Annotated in this window: 28 protein-coding genes and 1 pseudogene; all 29 read right to left on the bottom strand. The window is 31.8% G+C overall.

All coding sequences use genetic code 11. The features are described 5' to 3' along the window. Positions 1 to 104 precede the first annotated feature (104 nt). The 29 genes and pseudogenes from GCWU000282_RS10740 to GCWU000282_RS10605 all read right to left on the bottom strand — a co-directional run bounded on the left by GCWU000282_RS10740 (position 105) and on the right by GCWU000282_RS10605 (position 16621). Positions 105 to 542 (bottom strand): GNAT family N-acetyltransferase, encoded by a 438-nt coding sequence (locus tag GCWU000282_RS10740; RefSeq protein ID WP_023355146.1) that lies wholly within the window; start codon positions 540 to 542, stop codon positions 105 to 107. A 225-nt stretch (positions 543 to 767) separates the two neighbouring features. Beyond that, positions 768 to 1043 carry a YciI family protein gene (locus GCWU000282_RS10735; protein ID WP_023355144.1) on the bottom strand — a complete coding sequence of 92 codons (276 nt, stop codon included), beginning with the start codon at positions 1041 to 1043 and terminating at the stop codon, positions 768 to 770. 70 nt (positions 1044 to 1113) lie between these two features. Then, positions 1114 to 1629 (bottom strand): adenylate kinase family protein, encoded by a 516-nt coding sequence (locus tag GCWU000282_RS10730; protein WP_023355143.1) that lies wholly within the window; start codon positions 1627 to 1629, stop codon positions 1114 to 1116. 80 nt (positions 1630 to 1709) lie between these two features. After that, the gene (locus GCWU000282_RS10725) at positions 1710 to 2153 is read right to left on the bottom strand and encodes a GNAT family N-acetyltransferase (protein ID WP_023355142.1); all 444 of its coding nucleotides are present in this window, start codon (positions 2151 to 2153) and stop codon (positions 1710 to 1712) included. 50 nt (positions 2154 to 2203) lie between these two features. Further along, positions 2204 to 2644 carry a GNAT family N-acetyltransferase gene (locus tag GCWU000282_RS10720; protein WP_023355141.1) on the bottom strand — a complete coding sequence of 147 codons (441 nt, stop codon included), beginning with the start codon at positions 2642 to 2644 and terminating at the stop codon, positions 2204 to 2206. Between the two features lie 44 nt (positions 2645 to 2688). Beyond that, entirely contained in the window at positions 2689 to 3192 is a 504-nt protein-coding gene (locus tag GCWU000282_RS10715) for a GNAT family N-acetyltransferase (RefSeq protein ID WP_023355140.1), read from the bottom strand. Continuing rightward, on the bottom strand, positions 3186 to 4007 hold the full coding sequence (locus GCWU000282_RS10710; RefSeq protein WP_023355139.1) for an alpha/beta fold hydrolase: 822 nt from the start codon (positions 4005 to 4007) through the stop codon (positions 3186 to 3188). Before GCWU000282_RS10710 ends, GCWU000282_RS10715 begins: the two co-directional genes overlap by 7 nt. 90 nt (positions 4008 to 4097) lie before the next feature. Next, positions 4098 to 4772, bottom strand: coding sequence for a suppressor of fused domain protein (locus tag GCWU000282_RS10705; protein ID WP_023355138.1), 675 nt, complete (start codon positions 4770 to 4772; stop codon positions 4098 to 4100). Positions 4773 to 4801: 29 nt separating this feature from the next. Continuing rightward, entirely contained in the window at positions 4802 to 5575 is a 774-nt protein-coding gene (locus GCWU000282_RS10700; protein ID WP_023355137.1) for an alpha/beta fold hydrolase, read from the bottom strand. Positions 5576 to 5642: 67 nt separating this feature from the next. Beyond that, positions 5643 to 6419: pseudogene (locus GCWU000282_RS10695) on the bottom strand (PDDEXK nuclease domain-containing protein). 104 nt (positions 6420 to 6523) lie between these two features. Then, positions 6524 to 6670, bottom strand: coding sequence for a DUF1016 N-terminal domain-containing protein (locus tag GCWU000282_RS17110; RefSeq protein ID WP_242828955.1), 147 nt, complete (start codon positions 6668 to 6670; stop codon positions 6524 to 6526). A gap of 344 nt (positions 6671 to 7014) precedes the next feature. Continuing rightward, entirely contained in the window at positions 7015 to 7236 is a 222-nt protein-coding gene (locus GCWU000282_RS10690; RefSeq protein ID WP_023355133.1) for a hypothetical protein, read from the bottom strand. Between the two features lie 37 nt (positions 7237 to 7273). Next, positions 7274 to 7528, bottom strand: coding sequence for a hypothetical protein (locus GCWU000282_RS10685; protein WP_023355132.1), 255 nt, complete (start codon positions 7526 to 7528; stop codon positions 7274 to 7276). Positions 7529 to 7868: 340 nt separating this feature from the next. After that, positions 7869 to 8306, bottom strand: a complete 438-nt coding sequence (locus tag GCWU000282_RS10680; protein WP_023355131.1) for a GNAT family N-acetyltransferase — start codon at positions 8304 to 8306, stop codon at positions 7869 to 7871. A 4-nt stretch (positions 8307 to 8310) separates the two neighbouring features. Further along, on the bottom strand, positions 8311 to 8748 hold the full coding sequence (locus tag GCWU000282_RS10675) for a hypothetical protein (RefSeq protein WP_023355130.1): 438 nt from the start codon (positions 8746 to 8748) through the stop codon (positions 8311 to 8313). A gap of 77 nt (positions 8749 to 8825) precedes the next feature. Next, positions 8826 to 9260, bottom strand: a complete 435-nt coding sequence (locus tag GCWU000282_RS10670; RefSeq protein WP_023355129.1) for a GNAT family N-acetyltransferase — start codon at positions 9258 to 9260, stop codon at positions 8826 to 8828. A gap of 63 nt (positions 9261 to 9323) precedes the next feature. After that, complete coding sequence (locus GCWU000282_RS10665; protein WP_023355128.1) at positions 9324 to 9668, bottom strand: hypothetical protein; 345 nt, start codon at positions 9666 to 9668, stop codon at positions 9324 to 9326. 26 nt (positions 9669 to 9694) lie between these two features. After that, positions 9695 to 10120 carry a hypothetical protein gene (locus GCWU000282_RS10660; protein ID WP_035040564.1) on the bottom strand — a complete coding sequence of 142 codons (426 nt, stop codon included), beginning with the start codon at positions 10118 to 10120 and terminating at the stop codon, positions 9695 to 9697. 28 nt (positions 10121 to 10148) lie between these two features. Beyond that, complete coding sequence (locus tag GCWU000282_RS10655; RefSeq protein WP_023355126.1) at positions 10149 to 10469, bottom strand: TfoX/Sxy family protein; 321 nt, start codon at positions 10467 to 10469, stop codon at positions 10149 to 10151. Positions 10470 to 10539: 70 nt separating this feature from the next. After that, entirely contained in the window at positions 10540 to 10869 is a 330-nt protein-coding gene (locus GCWU000282_RS10650; protein WP_023355125.1) for a hypothetical protein, read from the bottom strand. Further along, a complete protein-coding gene (locus tag GCWU000282_RS16655) occupies positions 10866 to 11351 on the bottom strand; it encodes a hypothetical protein (RefSeq protein ID WP_023355124.1) in 486 nt (161 codons plus the stop codon). Before GCWU000282_RS16655 ends, GCWU000282_RS10650 begins: the two co-directional genes overlap by 4 nt. Positions 11352 to 11363: 12 nt before the next feature. Beyond that, a complete protein-coding gene (locus GCWU000282_RS16650) occupies positions 11364 to 12164 on the bottom strand; it encodes a Cof-type HAD-IIB family hydrolase (protein WP_023355123.1) in 801 nt (266 codons plus the stop codon). Positions 12165 to 12189: 25 nt separating this feature from the next. Next, positions 12190 to 13182, bottom strand: coding sequence for a Fic family protein (locus GCWU000282_RS10635; protein ID WP_023355122.1), 993 nt, complete (start codon positions 13180 to 13182; stop codon positions 12190 to 12192). A gap of 25 nt (positions 13183 to 13207) precedes the next feature. Further along, positions 13208 to 13750, bottom strand: coding sequence for a BUD32 family EKC/KEOPS complex subunit (locus GCWU000282_RS10630; protein ID WP_023355121.1), 543 nt, complete (start codon positions 13748 to 13750; stop codon positions 13208 to 13210). 20 nt (positions 13751 to 13770) lie between these two features. Next, entirely contained in the window at positions 13771 to 14568 is a 798-nt protein-coding gene (locus GCWU000282_RS10625) for a class I SAM-dependent methyltransferase (RefSeq protein WP_023355120.1), read from the bottom strand. A gap of 9 nt (positions 14569 to 14577) precedes the next feature. Continuing rightward, entirely contained in the window at positions 14578 to 14940 is a 363-nt protein-coding gene (locus GCWU000282_RS10620) for a DUF4180 domain-containing protein (protein WP_023355119.1), read from the bottom strand. Then, positions 14941 to 15285 (bottom strand): tautomerase family protein, encoded by a 345-nt coding sequence (locus GCWU000282_RS10615; RefSeq protein WP_023355118.1) that lies wholly within the window; start codon positions 15283 to 15285, stop codon positions 14941 to 14943. Positions 15286 to 15375: 90 nt separating this feature from the next. Next, complete coding sequence (locus tag GCWU000282_RS10610) at positions 15376 to 15603, bottom strand: type II toxin-antitoxin system MqsA family antitoxin (protein WP_023355117.1); 228 nt, start codon at positions 15601 to 15603, stop codon at positions 15376 to 15378. Positions 15604 to 15646: 43 nt separating this feature from the next. Beyond that, the gene (locus GCWU000282_RS10605; protein WP_023355116.1) at positions 15647 to 16621 is read right to left on the bottom strand and encodes a TMEM43 family protein; all 975 of its coding nucleotides are present in this window, start codon (positions 16619 to 16621) and stop codon (positions 15647 to 15649) included. Between the last annotated feature and the right edge of the window lie 98 nt (positions 16622 to 16719).

The following is a 16719-nucleotide window of genomic DNA, read 5'->3' as shown; positions in this document are numbered from 1 at the left end:
TCTACCTTTGCCTATAATAAGTATATCTCCTATTCCAAATATAACACTAAATGTAAATAAAAGATAGGGTTTCATTGCTATCCCGTTTAACAAAAATTTATATACTAATCAAGCCACTGTATAAATGCTGTCTTATCCTCACTGTTATATCCGGCTTTTCTGTAAAAATCCAAAATACTTTCATTTTTTGTGCCGGTTAAAAGCATCATCTTATAGCAGTTGCTCTTAATTGCTATTGCCTTGGCATAATCAAGACATTCTGTGGAATAGCCTTTTCCTCTGTATGCTTCATTTGTAACTACATTTTCAATAAATGCATATGGTCTTATATTTCTTGTCAAATTTGGTATGATAACGCACTCACAGGATGATATTATTTTCCCATCAATCTCATTAACAATAATATGATGATTAACATCTTCAAGGATGACCTTCCATGTTTTCTGTAAATGCTCTGAATCTTCCGGCACATTATCCTCATGCAAAAACAGATATAAGTTTAATATTTCAAACAAATCCTCTTTAACCGCTTCTCTAACCATAGTTATAACTCCCTAAATTTATTTCAAGATAAATTCATATCCTCTATACCAACAATCCTCTTCTTTGTCAAATAATTCCCAAGATATTTTCGGATGGAGAAACTTCCGGTATTGTTCCCAATTACGTTCATTTTCAGCCTTAAAAAATGCTTCTAATATATCTCTTTCTGCCCTGTCCTTCTCCTTTAAATAATACACTTCAAAGCAACACTTTATTAAGCTGTATTAAATCCCATAATTATTATCTTTATTTGCAATATTTAAGGTTCGAAGTTCAAAAGTCTTATATCCATCTTTTATAAAAGGATCAGACTCCGCAATCGCTCTTGCCTCCTCAATATCTCTGCACTCCAATATTACAATTCCGCCATCATAATCAGTAAACGGCCCACACAATATCAGTTTTCCCAAATCATCTAATTCTTTTAAATACCCGACATGCCTTTTTACTATTTCCATGTTTAATATTTTCTTATTATCCATTAAGTATACGTAAGCCATTATTTTCTCCTCCAAAATATCGTAAATTTATCAATTTCTTATTCAACCTGTCAAACCGATAAATATAAAGTTATAAATCAATATCTATTTCATACCCATCATCAATAAGCACATAATTAGCCTTGTGTTTTTCTGCATCTGCCAACATCTGTACATTATCAGCCAACACCGTTTCCAAAGTGCACCATTCATCATCTATACGTATTTCAATAACATTTGCATATCTTTTTATATCGGAGAAATGATTTTTTATGTATTTCTCACTCATTACAAGGCAATAGTATCTTATATTATCCAGATATTCTTTTTCAAAACTATCAGCCCAGGAAAAAGGAATGTAACAGCCCTCAATAATAAGATTTTGCTTGTTTTCTATAGCAGTTTTTATTATCCCACACACAATTGGCCACAAATATTTTGTAAGCTCCCTGTCATCACTCATCGGAGTAAATTCCGTATAACCGCTGCGAATTAATCCCATTTTTAAATGGTCGATTGAGAAATACGGATATTTATATTTTTCAAGCAATTTTTGAGCAAGTGCAGTCTTCCCCGTATGTGATGCACCTGTAATTAAAACAATCATTAATCTCAACCTCCTATTTCTCATTCTCTTTTACAAACACATAGTATTATAAATATTTTTCTATTTCTACAACTTTGAATTTATAAAACTCTACGCAAATATATCATATCAACCAATTTAACTCCTTCTTCATATATTGGATGATTATAATTATCTGTAAAAAAATTTTTGATAATATGTGAATGAGAAAATCCACACTTTATATAAAAACCAATAGTTGCAGGACTATCCCCGGTACCGACTTGTAATACAGAAAATTTATTTTTATATTTATTAGCAACAAAATCAATCAGGCTTTTGCCATAACCCATTCCCTGAAACTTCGGATTAGTGGCAATATTTTTTATTTCAAGAATCCCATTTCCCTCATCTGTGACTACACATTCAGCTTTAACACCGTTATCATCTAAAATATACATTGTTCCCCTATTGATATATTTATCAATCATATCTTCCTGCTCATCAGCAAGAAACAGAAGCTCCATATACTGTTTTTTATTTTTACTAATTTCCAATATTTTCATAATTCTATCCTACAGTATTTTATTTTTAACTTTTATAAAACGATGTTATCTTATTCAAACCATTTTACTTTCATTATAAAATTAGCAGCATTTTTATATCCTGCTTTATTGTAATATTTTTCATGTAATTCATCATTTACTGCCTGTAATTCTACGCAATAAGCCCCCTTCTCTTTAACTTTGGTCTCAATCTCTTTTAACAGTATGCTTCCAAAACCTTTATGCTGATAATCAGCAGAAATAATAATTTCTTCCAAGGAATATCCTACAATATTATCATACTGTTTAAAATATCCCATAGCAAAACCAATTACAATATCTTGTTCATTTTTCATTATTAATGAGAAGGAATCAATCATAGATAATACTTGTTGAATCCTTTTTTTTGCTGTTTTCTCAGTCCAGCAACAGTTTTCATAGTTATTATAATAATCAATATATAAAGTCAAAACACTTTCAATATCATTCAAATTCATTTCTGAAATATTCATACTCTGCCTCTACAACTTCTAATTTGTAATTCGTAAGGATATCATTACAATATTTTTTCCAAAACTACCGCAATTCCATGATTATTTTCTTTTTCAATTCCGGTCTCGGTAAAACCACATTTCTCCCAAAATCTCCTGCTTTGAGAATTTCCTTTCATATATGCAAGTCTTACTTTTTTATATCCTTCTTTCTTAAATGCAGTTAAAATCTCATTTATTATAAAACTCCCTTTTCCTTTTCCGGACTCTTTAATATCCATCATAAACAATCCTATAAAGATGGTGTCTTCTTCCGGAAAAGAAACAATAAAATCCATGATTGCAACTAAGTTATTATTATTAAAAAACCCTATATAAAACTTATCATCAGAGCTTTTTCCATCCGGTAAAGCTTTTAAATCGTTAAGCACAGTTGCAATACTAGGCTCAGGTGGACAATATTCAAAATACAAAAGGTTTCCATATTCCAAATTTAAAATAATTGAGGCATCCTCTTCTCCCATTTTCTTAATCCTGTATCTTGTGGAAAGTTGGCTTAAATTCAACATATAACTCCTTCCAAAAACTCATCAATCAATCTATTAACTTTCTCAGGCCGGTCTGTATTTGAATTATGCCCTGCATTCTTAATCCATTTAACAGATTTTCCTGTATTTTTTTCATATGCTTTTAAGTATCTTAAACAAGAACCTGCTCGGTCTTCTTTTCCACATAAAACCATATATGGACAGTTTACCTTGTAAGTCAGCTTTTTCTCTATTGCTTGTGCCAGAATCTTATATCCATGTCCCGCAAGACGAGTATATCTTTTTTTATTTCCATTATAAGCCATCATCATATCGAACATCAGTTTTCTACCATACTTTGTAGTCGATACACCTCTGCACACAGACTTCAAAAGTACTTTCCATGGATACAGCATATAAATCAATTCTACATTTTTTAACAGCCATAATTCTACAGCTGTATAATATTTCCTTTGGAGAGACGGAGAATCAATCATAACAAGACCTTTTATTTTTTTAGGAAAAAGCTCTGCATACACCTGACCTAAATATCCCCCCATCGACTGACCTATTAATATAGGATATTCAATACCTTCCATTGTTATTATTTCATCTAACCATTTTGCTTCATCAAACAAATCAAAATCAAGCTTAAAAGGATAAGATACCGCATGCCCCGGTGCATCCCACACAAAAACTCTAAACTTGTTCTTAAAATACTCTATTTGTTTATCAAACAATCTATGATCGGCAGTGAGCCCCGGTAAAAATATAAGAGCGATTTTTAATTTTTCATTGAAATCATTTATCCAATAGTGGATTGTCCCACAAGAAGTTTTATGTATTTTTTCAATCACAAATAATCACCCCTGCTTTCACTTTATACTGTAAAAATGTTTCACGTGAAACATTTATTTTAATCATCAAGGGCAAATCAAGAATTATCTTTATACCAGAGATTCTCTATGATAATCAGTAATATCCGAGCCCAGTTTCTTGTAGATTTCCATAACTGATTCAACCGTTGATAATGTTTTTAATTCTGCGTCAGTCATTCCAATAAGCTCTACGAATTCGACTGTACCATTTGGAGTCTTAATTGTTTCAACTGTGGTATCTTTGATTGTAATAAACCCTGTTAAATTTGACTTTTGTTTTGCATCTATGCCCACCAACTGCCCGGTATAAATAAATTCAAACGGCTGAAATATTTCACCTTTAGTAAAAGTCAGTCTTGCAATCATCTGTAGGATTCCGCAGATATTTCTTATTTCAGATTCTTCATCTTCATAATGATCTTTTTTCAGCTTAAATGTAAGCTCATAACCATAACCGCTTATTTCTTTGGTATCACTTTCCTTTTCATATAACTCTGTCTGACCAAATGAAACAAAGTGCCAGTAGTCCCCTCCATCATATATGCTAATACCATCCAATGGATCATTTCCACCAAGCATCCATGAAATTAATGTTCCATAGTGCTTTGGATTATTTTGTCCCGGATATACTCTCAAGAATTCCTCCTCGATTGCCCGCCATCCAATAGCTTCATTTTCGTTTTCTTCAGAAACTTTTACATCATCGTTTTTCATTGTTTTCTTTAATTTATCAAATAATCCCATCTATTTTACCTCCAATTATTTCCAATTTGTCATTGTCGTATCAATATATGATTAAACAGTTCCATCCATTCTAAAGGCAGATAAGCTGATAGATATCCATGATTATATCCTTTAGCCTCATAGAGAGCACAATCAGGATGCATTTTCTGAAACAGCTTAGCTGATTCCTTCACACATTTCATTTCTTTTTCACCATAAATATATAATACCTGTGCTTTACTTTCTGTAATAGTATCTTTAAGTCTATACCTTCCCATATATGTTTGGTATATAGTCACTAATGTTTTAATTGGAATCCTTGGCATATCCTTCATATAATAGTTTTCTATTTCTTCCGGATAAGCCATATTGGGATACATTTTCTTCATTAAACTTAACTGAATTTTACTGGCTGACTTGCTAAACATAATTTTCCCAAACAGCTTTACAATAATCGTACAAATTCGTGCCAATTTAGGCTGAGGAATACAAATACTCCCATCTATTATTGCTTTCTCAGCTATATCGCCATCTAGTGATAATAACTCAATTGCAATTTGACCACCCAGAGAAACACCTCCTATAACAAACAATTTTCTGTCACAATTATTTTTTATATATTCCAAAATTTGCTTTGCAGAATTTTCCGTTGAAATATAATCTTTTTGATATTCTTCTCCATGACCATCAAGTGTTGGTAAAATTACATGGTATTTATCTGATAACATACGAGCTTGCCTAAGATAATTCCACCAGGAATTACCTCCACCGTGTATCAATAATATATCTGGAAAATTTTTATCACCAAATTCGTGAAATATCATATTTCAACACTCCTATCTGTAAATTGGAAATTGTTGATTTCATCTATTATCAAAACTTTAATTATAGTTATAATTTATTATCAAATAATCTCAATTTCTTTACAATCTCCTCAGGCTCCGGCAACATTGCTTTCATTTCTTCCGGCAACGTATTTCTTAATTGATATGTAGCCACACCAATCGGAGCACTAATATTCTTTAACGCATATTCTACATAAGTTTTATCCTTACTCTTACAAATAATAATTCCGATTGACGGGTTCTCTGCAGGTAATTTGACCTGTTCATCCAATGCGGTCAGATAAAGTTACATTTTCCCGGCATATTCTGCTTCAAATTCACCGATTTTAAGTTCTATTGCTATTAGGCTTCTCAGTCTTCTATGAAATAGCAGCAAATCAATATATAAGTCTCTGCTCCCAGCCATCAGATGGTATTGGTTTCCTATAAAAGTATAGTCTCCACCCATTTCTATCAAAAACGCTCTTATGTTATTTACCAGCTGCATTTCTAATTCGTGTTCTGAGTATTCTGGTGACAATTCTGCAAAATCAAATGTATATTCATCTTTTACTGCAATCTTAGCCTGTGCCCTCTGATCAATAGGAAGTGTTAAATCGAAATTTGTCTGATTCAGCAAATATTTCTCATAGGTCTGTGCCTCAATAAAATTAGTTAAGATACGCTTAGTCCAGCCATATCTTTTCGTCATTTGAATGTAAAATTCACATTTTAAATCATCCTTACATTTTTCCATAATGATGATATTATTACTCCAACTAATTTCTCGCGCCAGTGGTGCGAGTTTTTCAGAATTACGATATGTCAAATAGAAATTGCGCATTCTCCATAGATTTGCTGCTAATATCCCTTTGCACCAGGAAACTCTTTTTGTAATTCTGCAGAAAGTACCTAAACAATCGATTTTCCCCAGCCATTTTGTTCCTGTTAAATACATATTTCTTTTCCAATCTCCCAATACAAATTTATTGTCTCTGAATTGAGTAATTTCAGAACTCGATATTGTTTATTTTGGATCATTTCCTTTAAATCATTCAGAAGTGGTTCATATCCCACAATTTCACTCTTCCCCATATACTTCTCCATTTCTCGCGTCAGTGGTGCGAGTATCTAATCTATCACATATTCATCTATAATCGGCATTATCATCAAATACATAACTTAGTCTGCCAAACAAGCACATTAGTCCTATAACTTCCAATTTGCTAATGTATCAAATACTAAACCGGAACCAGAACTCAATATTAATCTAATTCTTGTCATCTATCAGCATATAATTATATTTCGATAAAATGTTTCACGTGAAACATTTAAATAAAAGTAGTGGCTCCACAAATTAGTTAAAAGCATAATTAAATCTATTTTATAAAATGCTTGCAAAAATATTTTTTTAATTATCAGTATAATCCCATATTGTACTATTCAACATTATTATAAACCTCAATACCTAAGACTTTGATAATAATTCCTTCTTCATATTCCTTTTCAGCCTTTGCAGGGGCTAATCTATGAACTCTTGAAACACTATAAGCCAAAGCTTTATACTCCACAGTACCGCCATCTTTTAATCTCAATGGAATTGGTATAAGAAGAATAATAGCTAACAATATGCAAACAATAGCCACATTCCGTTTTTTCATATTTAAATACCTCCGATGCGATTTTTTTACATGGATTTTATTTTCCAATTTTTATAATTTCACCGCAATGCCTACAGTGATAAATATGTTTTTTGGCATATAAAAGTCTTTCCAAATTTTCAAAACCACCACAATGCGGACACCTCAAATACTTTTTATCAATCAGAATATATCCTGCTAAACTGACAATAGCAATAACAAACAAAGTTTTAATAAAGAATCCGCCTATTATACAAACACTAAAAACTATTACACAAATATATGCAGAAAAAAGTTTTTTCTTTTTTATCATAAAAATCCTCCTTTCAGTTTTATATTCATATTATTAAACAGTGTACTTCACCTGCTCTTTGAACACAGGCAGTGATATAAGACAAATTCTCTGCTTAAAGATATATACTCTTGAGAGAGATTTTGTTTGCTTAGTAATGAATTTCCGAGTAAAAAAAGTGTATGCTTGCATATACTTAGAACACGAGCGGTGCCAAATAGAATACTTCCTTTCCATGAATTGTACATCCCCCGGAGAGATTATTGTTTAATGGAGAATTTCAAAGAAACTTCATATTACATCAAAATGTTTCACGTGAAACATTTTGATTATTAAACATCCATTGTATTTATTTCATATCCTACAACAATTTCTTCATATATCTCTCTTCATATTCCACATAGCCATGCTTTGGATAAAAGGAATAAGACTCAAACCAGTCTTCTTTAGGAGTTCCAAGATGAACTTTTGAAACCAAGATTTTATTATTTTTCATACACTCTTCTGCCACCTTAAGCAACGCTGTTCCTATTCCTTTATGTTTCTCTGCAGCCTTCACAAATAATCTATGGAGAAACGCTTCATTTGTGCCATTGACTCTCATATATCCAACACTTCCTATAACTCTGTCATTTTCATCAATGGCAATCCAAAACCTGCCTCCCTTATCAAAATAATGAGATTTTATATCCAGCAGGTCTTCATTTAAGCCCGGTTTTCTTCCCAAAGCATCCTTAGCCTGCAAAATCATAAAAATTAGGTCATCACGGTATCTTTCTTCAAAAGGTATAATTTTCATCTTCTTATCTCTCCGACATATACTTTTCTATTTCATCGGAATTTAGTTTTCTCACCTCAGTAGTCTCATACTCCTTATATTCTTCTACCATAAAAGCCGGCTTCATAGTTTCACAAACTTTTCCTTTATTATTTTTCAGATATAATTCTAAATCTTTGACATCAGGAAAAATTTTGTAGGACGCTCTGCCCTTTTCACTTTTTATCTCATAAATACCGCAGGATTTTTTCATGGTATAATCAGCCGTACGCAGATACAGCTTAGCAATGTCCAAGCTTTTAAAAGGAAAGTTCCATCTCTGCAATCCGCGTTTTGGATCATTTTCTATACAAATACATCTCCCACAGGTTCCGCAAATATATTGAGTATGATTTTTAAGACAATCCAGTGGATTTAATAATGGCGTAATTCTATTATTATCTGAGTAACATTCTATACACATTTTACCTTACCTCCTAATAAATTATTCATACACAAACACTAAATCATCCCCATCCAAGAAATCAGCTTTTTTAAATCCTAAATTATGTATAGTCTCTGAGCCAACTCATTATTTTGTTCTGTAGTTAGGAAAATCGGCATATTGCTGTCCAATTTTTGCAAAGTTTTTATCGCACACTCTGCGGTTGCCCTTCCTAAACCCTTATTCTGATAATTCTTATCTATAAAAAAACTCCAATTAAAACCTTTTTTATTGAGTACTATTTTCCTAAACGAAATAAATCCCACTCTTTTATTTTCATTATTGTAAATAACACAAGGCACATTATTTTCAGGAGCTAAATATGCTCTTCCTACTGAAAAACTTGCAGGATTTACATATTCCATCTGTTCACTTGTTATCTTACATTCTTCTACAGCATACCAAAGGTCAGTTTCATCTTCTATCGGCTTTATCAAAACAAGTGAATTACTGCATAAATTTTGTTTTATTCCAGATAAAAATGTTCCCATATAATCTCCTATAGTTTTTAGTTTAACGTTGGCGTTTTTTACTTTTTATCAAAAACGCCAACGTTAAACCGTTATTTTATCATCCATCATTATAATTTCAGAGTTATAATACTTTTCTGTAAACTCTACTTTTTCCATTATTTCAGCCTTTGTAAAATGACTGTTTTCAGGTGCAACCACCCACTTTTCTTCTACATCATCGTAACGATGAATAATGGCAATTACCCTTCCCGTAAACTCTTTTATTGGCTCATCAATACCTATTATATAGGCATCTTGTTCTTCACCATCTCCTGCAATTATTCCTTCTGTATAACCATAGTTTATCGGATAATACATATCCTGATGTTTAGGATGATAACTCCCGAGCGGTCTGTCAACCGTCACTTTTACAAGCTTACCAAGCATAGTTTTACTCCAATATTTAACCCAAATTATTGATATTGTCTTATTTCAGCATTTAACCTTTCAATCAAACTAATTATATCTCTTCTAAAATTCTTTAGCTCATACAATGTATCTTTAATTTCACCCTGTACTCTGATATCCGTAAATATATTGTCAAACCAGATGTCGAAAGCACCATCGCTTATAGTATCGCTTATTCCTGCCGGCAAATGCATATCAACATCTTCAAGCTCCTTATTTAATACAGTTAGTGAAGAGTATATTTCTTCGATATCAGCATTTGCATCCTGAATTTTACCCCTTTTAATAAAGCTTGAAATCATTCCTCCACCAAAAATATCAAATAATCCCCAGGATGATGCACTGTCTAAAGAAGATATGGCATTATCTATCCTTGCAATTACCTCTTCAGCCGCCCTCTTTGCTTCATAAAGTTCTTTTAATCTGTCCATTCTCATGCCCTCCATAAAATTTTATATTCTACTTCTTCTTTTTTACCTTCGGAACCGGCAATTCATCAAACATAATTTCAAATAAATCCGTCAAATATTTCCTGTTATCCACATTATCCACAAGCAACATCGCTTTTGCCCCCTCATAAGGAAGTTCATATTTTGCATCCGGCATATAGTCAATTGCTGATTTTACAGGTTTAACAAGCAATCTGTCATCATATATTCCACCAACTATTCTACCCTTGTAGTATATAATATATTCTCCCATCATAGCCCTGTAACTAATATCCCCTAATTCAGATAACTGCTCAAGGATAAAATTCAAATATTCCTTACTTGATGACATATTTAATTCCTTTCTCAAACAACAGTTTTTCTATATTAATTACTAAAGTAATTACGATATATTAATCAGTCTATTTTCCACTATTTAGTATTTTATTCATCAAAAATCCTATTCCCTGTCCAACAAAACTTATAACTCCATAAATAAGAGCATATATTGTTGCAGATTCATTCAAATATATAATAGCAGGAAGCCACAGTAAACCGATAATAATTGATAAGTACCATTTAAATCCATTCATTTTGGCATATACAAGTGAAAGTATGAACAATATAGCCGGTAAAAGACAAAGCAGTGTAAACATTGCACTGCCTGTATCCCTACATAACAACGGTGCTGCCACATAAAATGCAAGCATTACTAAAATATAAACATAATATTTCTTTATAAAAGCTTTCATCCTGCCTCCTTTATTACTACCTTTTCTGTTTCCTGTAAAAATAATTTACATAGTTCATCAATAAACACATCTAAATCATTCATATCACAGCTTTTTAATTCTAACCTCTCTTTTTTATTTCTCAATGTAAATGAATATCCAAAATATTTACCTTTTACAAATAATGAATTAACTAAAAAAGGCTCTATAGAGGATAATTCACCAAAAAATATTGTCCTTTCTTTTTTATTTTTCTTTAAAACAATCCCTTTTTCAAAAAGTTTAGCCTCTGTCCATAAATCAAATTCGGTTGGCAAAATAATTTTTCTTTTTCCCTTTGATATAAAAATCAGTTTTCCAAGTTCTTGTGAAACCTGACTGTTTTCAGGATTAAAAAGAATTGACTTTAACTTATATTTAGGTCCAACCGGGGGATTAAACATTTTTCCTATAAAAAATATTCCTAGTCCTAAAAGTACAATAATAATTAAAATTTTATCCATAGTTTACCTCAATTAAATTACTCCCATTTTAGCAAGAGCCTTATATATTCCTTCATCATTATTGCTGTCGGTAATATTTTTGAAACGAAGTTTAAGTTCTTTCGGTGCATTACCCATTAGAAACGGAAAACCGACTACATCAAGCATATCCGCATCGTTAAAATTATCTCCGAAAGCCACAGCCTTATCAGGTTTTATATTCCATAATTTACATAGCTCCAAAACAGCACTTCCCTTTGTTATACCGGTTTGCATAATCTCAATCATTGTATTAAATGATTTAACCACCGATAACATAGGAAACTGCTTCTTTATTTTATCTTCAATTTCTATAGTCTTTTCAGGATTGCAGATACAAAGAATCTTTCCTACTTCTGCATTGTCCGGTAATAAAGCAAGTGTACCCTCCACCGCTTCTGTATGAACTATATTTTCTTCACAAATTACTCTTGGATCATTTTTATCCTTAACTATCCAGTTGTCTCCGGAATATAGGTTCCAACAGCAGTCAAATTTTTCTTCTTCTATAAAATTAATGACATTCTCTGCTGTTTCCTTATCAAAACCGGTGGAATAAACAGTATTTTTCTTATCATCCAAAATTAAAGCTCCACTGTAACATATAATCGGACAAGAGAATCCATTTTCCTCTAAAATAGGATAGATTCCTGAGGGACTTCTTGCTGATATTATTACAAAAGGAATGTCTTTTTCCTGCAATTTTTGTATTGCATACATTGTACCTTCAAGCATTTTATGTTCATTATTTAACAATGTTCCATCTACATCACTAAAGACTATTTCTACATTCATATTGTTCACACTATATTCCCCCAATTTAAACTCTGATATATCTTTGGTTTCTGCTTCTTGGTGTATCCGGATCTGTCATTTTAATAACACACATATCTATTGCAGGACTTAAATAATTCTTCCTAAATCCCTCTCTTGATTTCAAGCCAAGCTTTTCCATAAGTGTTTTACTTGTGTATGGAATATCATATTCCATCACATCAAGCAACCTTTTAACAGTTTCCGAAATATAGCCATTAGTTTCGTTAAGCTGAATAGAAATATCATCTAAAATTTTATCAAGCTGTAACAGCATAAATTCGATAAAAACTGTAGATTCTCCATTTATATGGCATTTAGCAATCACATCATAATATTCCTCCTGAAATTTCTCTATCTGACTTTCAATAGGAATATATTCAAATATCTTTTTCCACTTAGACAAAATAACCGTTTGCCACAATCTCGCCATTCTGCCGTTACCGTCTGAAAATGGATGAATAAACACAAATTCATAGTGAAATATACAACTCATTATAAGAGGATGTATCTTATTATGATTTTTCTCCATCCAATCAAAAAGCTCACTTACAAGCTGTGGAACAAACTTTGCAGGAGGTGCCATAAATATACATTCTTCACCATTAAATACACCTTCTTCACCGATTCTAAATTCACCTGATTCTCTCAAAATATATTTTGTCATAATTCCATGAATTTTTTTTAAATCCTTGATGTCATAGGGATTAATTTCGGATAAATGCTCATAGGCAGCGTAAGCATTCTTAACCTCTTGAATTTCTTTCTGCTCTCCTAATACAGTCTTACCATTAATTACGTCTCGAACCTGTCCCAGAGAAAGTGAATTTGCCTCAATTTTAAGTGATGAATGAATAGATTTTATTCTATTATTTCTTCTGAGATACGGTCTTGTATCAAGATTATTGATTGCAGTAATCTGTCCTATTTTTTCTGAAATAGATGATACATACATCAATATCTCATCAGTAATTATAAAAGGTGGGTTATATTTCTCCATAATTTTACCTTACTTCCGTATTATCTTACGCATTTTCTTCCTTACCAAATGCTTCCTTAAATTTTTCTGTCTCCGACCAATATTTACTGCCCCAGTTCTCAAATGACCACTCATCCATATATTGATTACATTCATAATCAACGTAATACAACTTCCCATTTTGAACAATGAAGTTAGTAGGATACCAGTCGATATTCAGGTTATTATTCCTACATATTTTCTGCATTTCCATAACCTGTTTGAGATAATCTTCCTTAAATTCACCATCTTTTATTATTTCTACAATGGTTTTTCCATCTATAAACTCTTTGATAATTATTTCCTTTTCCTTATCGCAATAAATAAGTTTCGGTAACATAATACCAATCTGCAAAAGCCTCTCATAATCTCTTAACTCAGCTTCAATTTTATTACCAAACCGGTAATACTCACAAGGCTCATGATGGATTTGCTTTAATGTAAATAAGAGCCCATCATTATTAACAAGGTAGGAATAGCCCCCTTTTCCCTTTCCGAGCAGCTTTATAATAGTATATTCCTTTTTATTTACGGTTATGGTATTATTCATATAAATTTATCCTTACCTTTTTATAAACATCTTATCTTTCTGCAAATATACAGCAAATGGCTGGAAAGTCCCAGCATTTCCCTCTTCTCACAGATATTCATCTGATAATTTAAAAATAAACCAAAATCTTCATCTGACATTTTAAAATCAGGATTTCTCTCAGCTATTTCTAAAATACTGTCTGCTGCAACCGTAGTTATATACTCCACCGGTTTAGCTTCAAACATTTCTTCAAATTCTGCTATATCAAAGCCTGTAAATGCCTGTTCTGTAAAATGCTTAACCTTATAGTCTTCATCAAAATTAGCTGTAAAACCCTCTTTAAAATTGACAGAAAGGTAATTACTCATCATAATTGCATGCACAGATAAAAATGCTACAAGTATAACTCCATCAGGCTTTGTTACACGAATTGCTTCATCTAAGGCCTTATGCCGGTCTTTTTCTTCGTATAGATGATACATAGGCCCAAACACAAGGGTTACATCAAAGGTGTTGTCATCAAAGCTGCCAAGATTAAGTGCGTCACCTTGAAAAGCTGATATATTCTCCAAACCTTCGGCATTTTTCTTTAAGACTTCAAGATTACTTTCCACAAGCTCAACCGCAGTAACATCATAACCATTTTTTGCAAGTTCTATGGAATATCTGCCTGTACCCGCCCCTATTTCCAGTATCTTATCACCGGGCTTTGTGTACTTATCCACATAATTCATTGTAATAAAATACTCAAGCTGTCCCTGTCTGCTTGCAGTAAGCCTTTTATCCTCATCAAACTTCCCATATATCGTTCTTAGCATTTCAATTCTATTTTCCATATATTGATTTTACTCCTTACCGAGCATTGTTACAGCTTCATCAATACTTCCTGTAAAAAAAATATCCTTTCCACGATTACATTCATATATAAATGCCTTCAACGATTTACTTTCATATTTATCAAAATCACCTACGATTGCTAATTTCATCCTGTAATTAATTATTTTTTGAAATATATTTCCTGCAATTTTATTTCTGAGTTCAAAAAAATCTTCTTTCAAATTTTTCTCTGAAATTATAAACCTGTCTGCTTCCGCTTCATATGAAATAGTCATAAATGTATCTATTGCGGTTTGTTCATCGGTTATCAAAACATCATCTTCTATAATGGCTATTTTAATATTATTTTTCTCAATAACTTTATAATTCATTTAAAAATTCCTCCCGTTCCAGCCCCAGTTAGTAGTTGTCTCATACTTTACATAAATTCTCTCAGGTTCTATTCCGAGAACCTCATTAAAAATATTTGTTATTTCAGCAGTTAAATTACTGAAAGCCTCTCTATTTTCATTTCCGAATACATTTACCTCAACATAAGCTATATCCTTCTCATTACTGCCCTTAAAATAAAGATGGCTCTCAGGTTCAAAATTTAACATAAGCCAAGCTTCACTCTTACCCGGTACAAGTTCAATAGCCTTTCCAAGCTTTTCCTTAACTATAACTTCCTCTTCTCTTGTAATCTTCTTTGTAATTTTTGAATTAATAAATGGCATCGTTTTTCTCCTTTTAAATAATTATTTTATTTTTTCTCAAGATACATAAAAAGGAGATGAAGTACATACCATCTCCTAAAACAATATTCTCTAAGCAACCTGTGGATAATCAATTACAGTAATTTCCTGCATCATTTTTTTAGCTGTATCTACAATCATTTCTAATCTTTCTGCAACTTCATCTGTATAATATTTTTCTCCACACTGTTCACATTCAAGACAAGGAACATTTTTTACAACAATAATACAATTATTATAATTTACAACATGTGTTGTTTTACTTTTTACTGTTGTGATATTTTTACAATACATACGCATATCTATAACCTCTTCATTTGCTCAAAAATTCTGATTGAACAAATCACTTTCCCTTAAAACCTTTGCCACCAAGAGTTGATAAAATTCCTATAACACCTATAACAAGTGCAATAGTTCCTCCCTTTCTGGCGGATGCATCCCCTTTTGACAGTTTTTTTATGTAATCGTCCTTAGATAAGATTCCCTCATAAACATGTTCTTGTTTTGCTAAGTCAAAAGAATTGTCAAATATAATACTATTACCTTCCTGTTTTCCGATAACAGTAACCGGCTTTATACTTTCTAAGGTTGTATAATAGAAAGCTACATGAATATTTCCAAGTTTATCACCATTTGAAATATAGGCATACTCATTATTTTCCCTTGGCAATACCTTAAAATCCGCTCCAAGACTTGTTATATAATCCTGACAGTTTTTATTTATTTCTTCCTCAGTAAACCCTCTTAATTTTGTCTCAGCATATTTTAAAACATCTACATCATCTTTAAGCTTAAATTCTCCAAAACACAGATTATTCATTTTAAAATATCCATTCAAATTCACCTTTGGCGGATTTTTATAAACATGTCCACCATTACTTATCTCATCTTCTCTATCAGCAGCAGCAGGAATATATTCATGTTCAACATAATAAACCGTCTTTTTCTTATCATCATGAGTAGATACCTTATCTTCACCCTTATCAATAACTACTTCTTTTGATTTCTCTACATAGACATGCTGAAGTACTCTTCTATCATAGTCAATCGCATTCTTTACCTGAAGATTAGCCTCCTTATCGATAATAACACCATCATTTTCAATTGTAGGAGTCCCTGAAATAAATATAAGTTTGCCTTCGTTTTCGGGCAAAACCTCTCTTGTCTCTACAAGATTATTTGCAATATCTTCTGTGCGTTGTTCGCTATATGCAGTTTTAACTGAAATACCTGCAAATACTAAAATACCACAAATAATTCTAATTATCTTGCGGTATTCCCAACAATTTTTCCTAATCTCATTTAACACTTTAAACATAAACTTTCCCCCTTTTGTTTTATAAATATAGGTATATTATATCAAAAAAATAACAAATTTCCTATAGTTATCAAGAGTATTTTTTGTTTTTATGTCAA

Origin of the sequence: Catonella morbi ATCC 51271 (assembly GCF_000160035.2) — a bacterium.
Classification (GTDB): Bacteria; Bacillota; Clostridia; order Lachnospirales; family Lachnospiraceae; genus Catonella; species Catonella morbi.
The sequence above is the reverse complement of the archived record's forward strand: the minus strand, read 5'-3'. Positions and strand labels throughout refer to the sequence as shown.

Bases quoted from the DNA above. Each gene is read 5' to 3' on its own strand.
- GCWU000282_RS10740 (WP_023355146.1), bottom strand. From the start codon at position 542: ATGGTTAGAGAAGCGGTTAAAGAGGATTTGTTTGAAATATTAAACTTA.
- GCWU000282_RS10735 (WP_023355144.1), bottom strand. From the start codon at position 1,043: ATGGCTTACGTATACTTAATGGATAATAAGAAAATATTAAACATGGAA.
- GCWU000282_RS10730 (WP_023355143.1), bottom strand. From the start codon at position 1,629: ATGATTGTTTTAATTACAGGTGCATCACATACGGGGAAGACTGCACTT.
- GCWU000282_RS10725 (WP_023355142.1), bottom strand. From the start codon at position 2,153: ATGAAAATATTGGAAATTAGTAAAAATAAAAAACAGTATATGGAGCTT.
- GCWU000282_RS10720 (WP_023355141.1), bottom strand. From the start codon at position 2,644: ATGAATATTTCAGAAATGAATTTGAATGATATTGAAAGTGTTTTGACT.
- GCWU000282_RS10715 (WP_023355140.1), bottom strand. From the start codon at position 3,192: ATGTTGAATTTAAGCCAACTTTCCACAAGATACAGGATTAAGAAAATG.
- GCWU000282_RS10705 (WP_023355138.1), bottom strand. From the start codon at position 4,772: ATGGGATTATTTGATAAATTAAAGAAAACAATGAAAAACGATGATGTA.
- GCWU000282_RS10700 (WP_023355137.1), bottom strand. From the start codon at position 5,575: ATGATATTTCACGAATTTGGTGATAAAAATTTTCCAGATATATTATTG.
- GCWU000282_RS17110 (WP_242828955.1), bottom strand. From the start codon at position 6,670: ATGGGGAAGAGTGAAATTGTGGGATATGAACCACTTCTGAATGATTTA.
- GCWU000282_RS10690 (WP_023355133.1), bottom strand. From the start codon at position 7,236: ATGAAAAAACGGAATGTGGCTATTGTTTGCATATTGTTAGCTATTATT.
- GCWU000282_RS10685 (WP_023355132.1), bottom strand. From the start codon at position 7,528: ATGATAAAAAAGAAAAAACTTTTTTCTGCATATATTTGTGTAATAGTT.
- GCWU000282_RS10680 (WP_023355131.1), bottom strand. From the start codon at position 8,306: ATGAAAATTATACCTTTTGAAGAAAGATACCGTGATGACCTAATTTTT.
- GCWU000282_RS10675 (WP_023355130.1), bottom strand. From the start codon at position 8,748: ATGTGTATAGAATGTTACTCAGATAATAATAGAATTACGCCATTATTA.
- GCWU000282_RS10670 (WP_023355129.1), bottom strand. From the start codon at position 9,260: ATGGGAACATTTTTATCTGGAATAAAACAAAATTTATGCAGTAATTCA.
- GCWU000282_RS10665 (WP_023355128.1), bottom strand. From the start codon at position 9,668: ATGCTTGGTAAGCTTGTAAAAGTGACGGTTGACAGACCGCTCGGGAGT.
- GCWU000282_RS10660 (WP_035040564.1), bottom strand. From the start codon at position 10,120: ATGGACAGATTAAAAGAACTTTATGAAGCAAAGAGGGCGGCTGAAGAG.
- GCWU000282_RS10655 (WP_023355126.1), bottom strand. From the start codon at position 10,469: ATGTCATCAAGTAAGGAATATTTGAATTTTATCCTTGAGCAGTTATCT.
- GCWU000282_RS10650 (WP_023355125.1), bottom strand. From the start codon at position 10,869: ATGAAAGCTTTTATAAAGAAATATTATGTTTATATTTTAGTAATGCTT.
- GCWU000282_RS16655 (WP_023355124.1), bottom strand. From the start codon at position 11,351: ATGGATAAAATTTTAATTATTATTGTACTTTTAGGACTAGGAATATTT.
- GCWU000282_RS16650 (WP_023355123.1), bottom strand. From the start codon at position 12,164: ATGAATGTAGAAATAGTCTTTAGTGATGTAGATGGAACATTGTTAAAT.
- GCWU000282_RS10635 (WP_023355122.1), bottom strand. From the start codon at position 13,182: ATGGAGAAATATAACCCACCTTTTATAATTACTGATGAGATATTGATG.
- GCWU000282_RS10630 (WP_023355121.1), bottom strand. From the start codon at position 13,750: ATGAATAATACCATAACCGTAAATAAAAAGGAATATACTATTATAAAG.
- GCWU000282_RS10625 (WP_023355120.1), bottom strand. From the start codon at position 14,568: ATGGAAAATAGAATTGAAATGCTAAGAACGATATATGGGAAGTTTGAT.
- GCWU000282_RS10620 (WP_023355119.1), bottom strand. From the start codon at position 14,940: ATGAATTATAAAGTTATTGAGAAAAATAATATTAAAATAGCCATTATA.
- GCWU000282_RS10615 (WP_023355118.1), bottom strand. From the start codon at position 15,285: ATGCCATTTATTAATTCAAAAATTACAAAGAAGATTACAAGAGAAGAG.
- GCWU000282_RS10610 (WP_023355117.1), bottom strand. From the start codon at position 15,603: ATGCGTATGTATTGTAAAAATATCACAACAGTAAAAAGTAAAACAACA.
- GCWU000282_RS10605 (WP_023355116.1), bottom strand. From the start codon at position 16,621: ATGTTTAAAGTGTTAAATGAGATTAGGAAAAATTGTTGGGAATACCGC.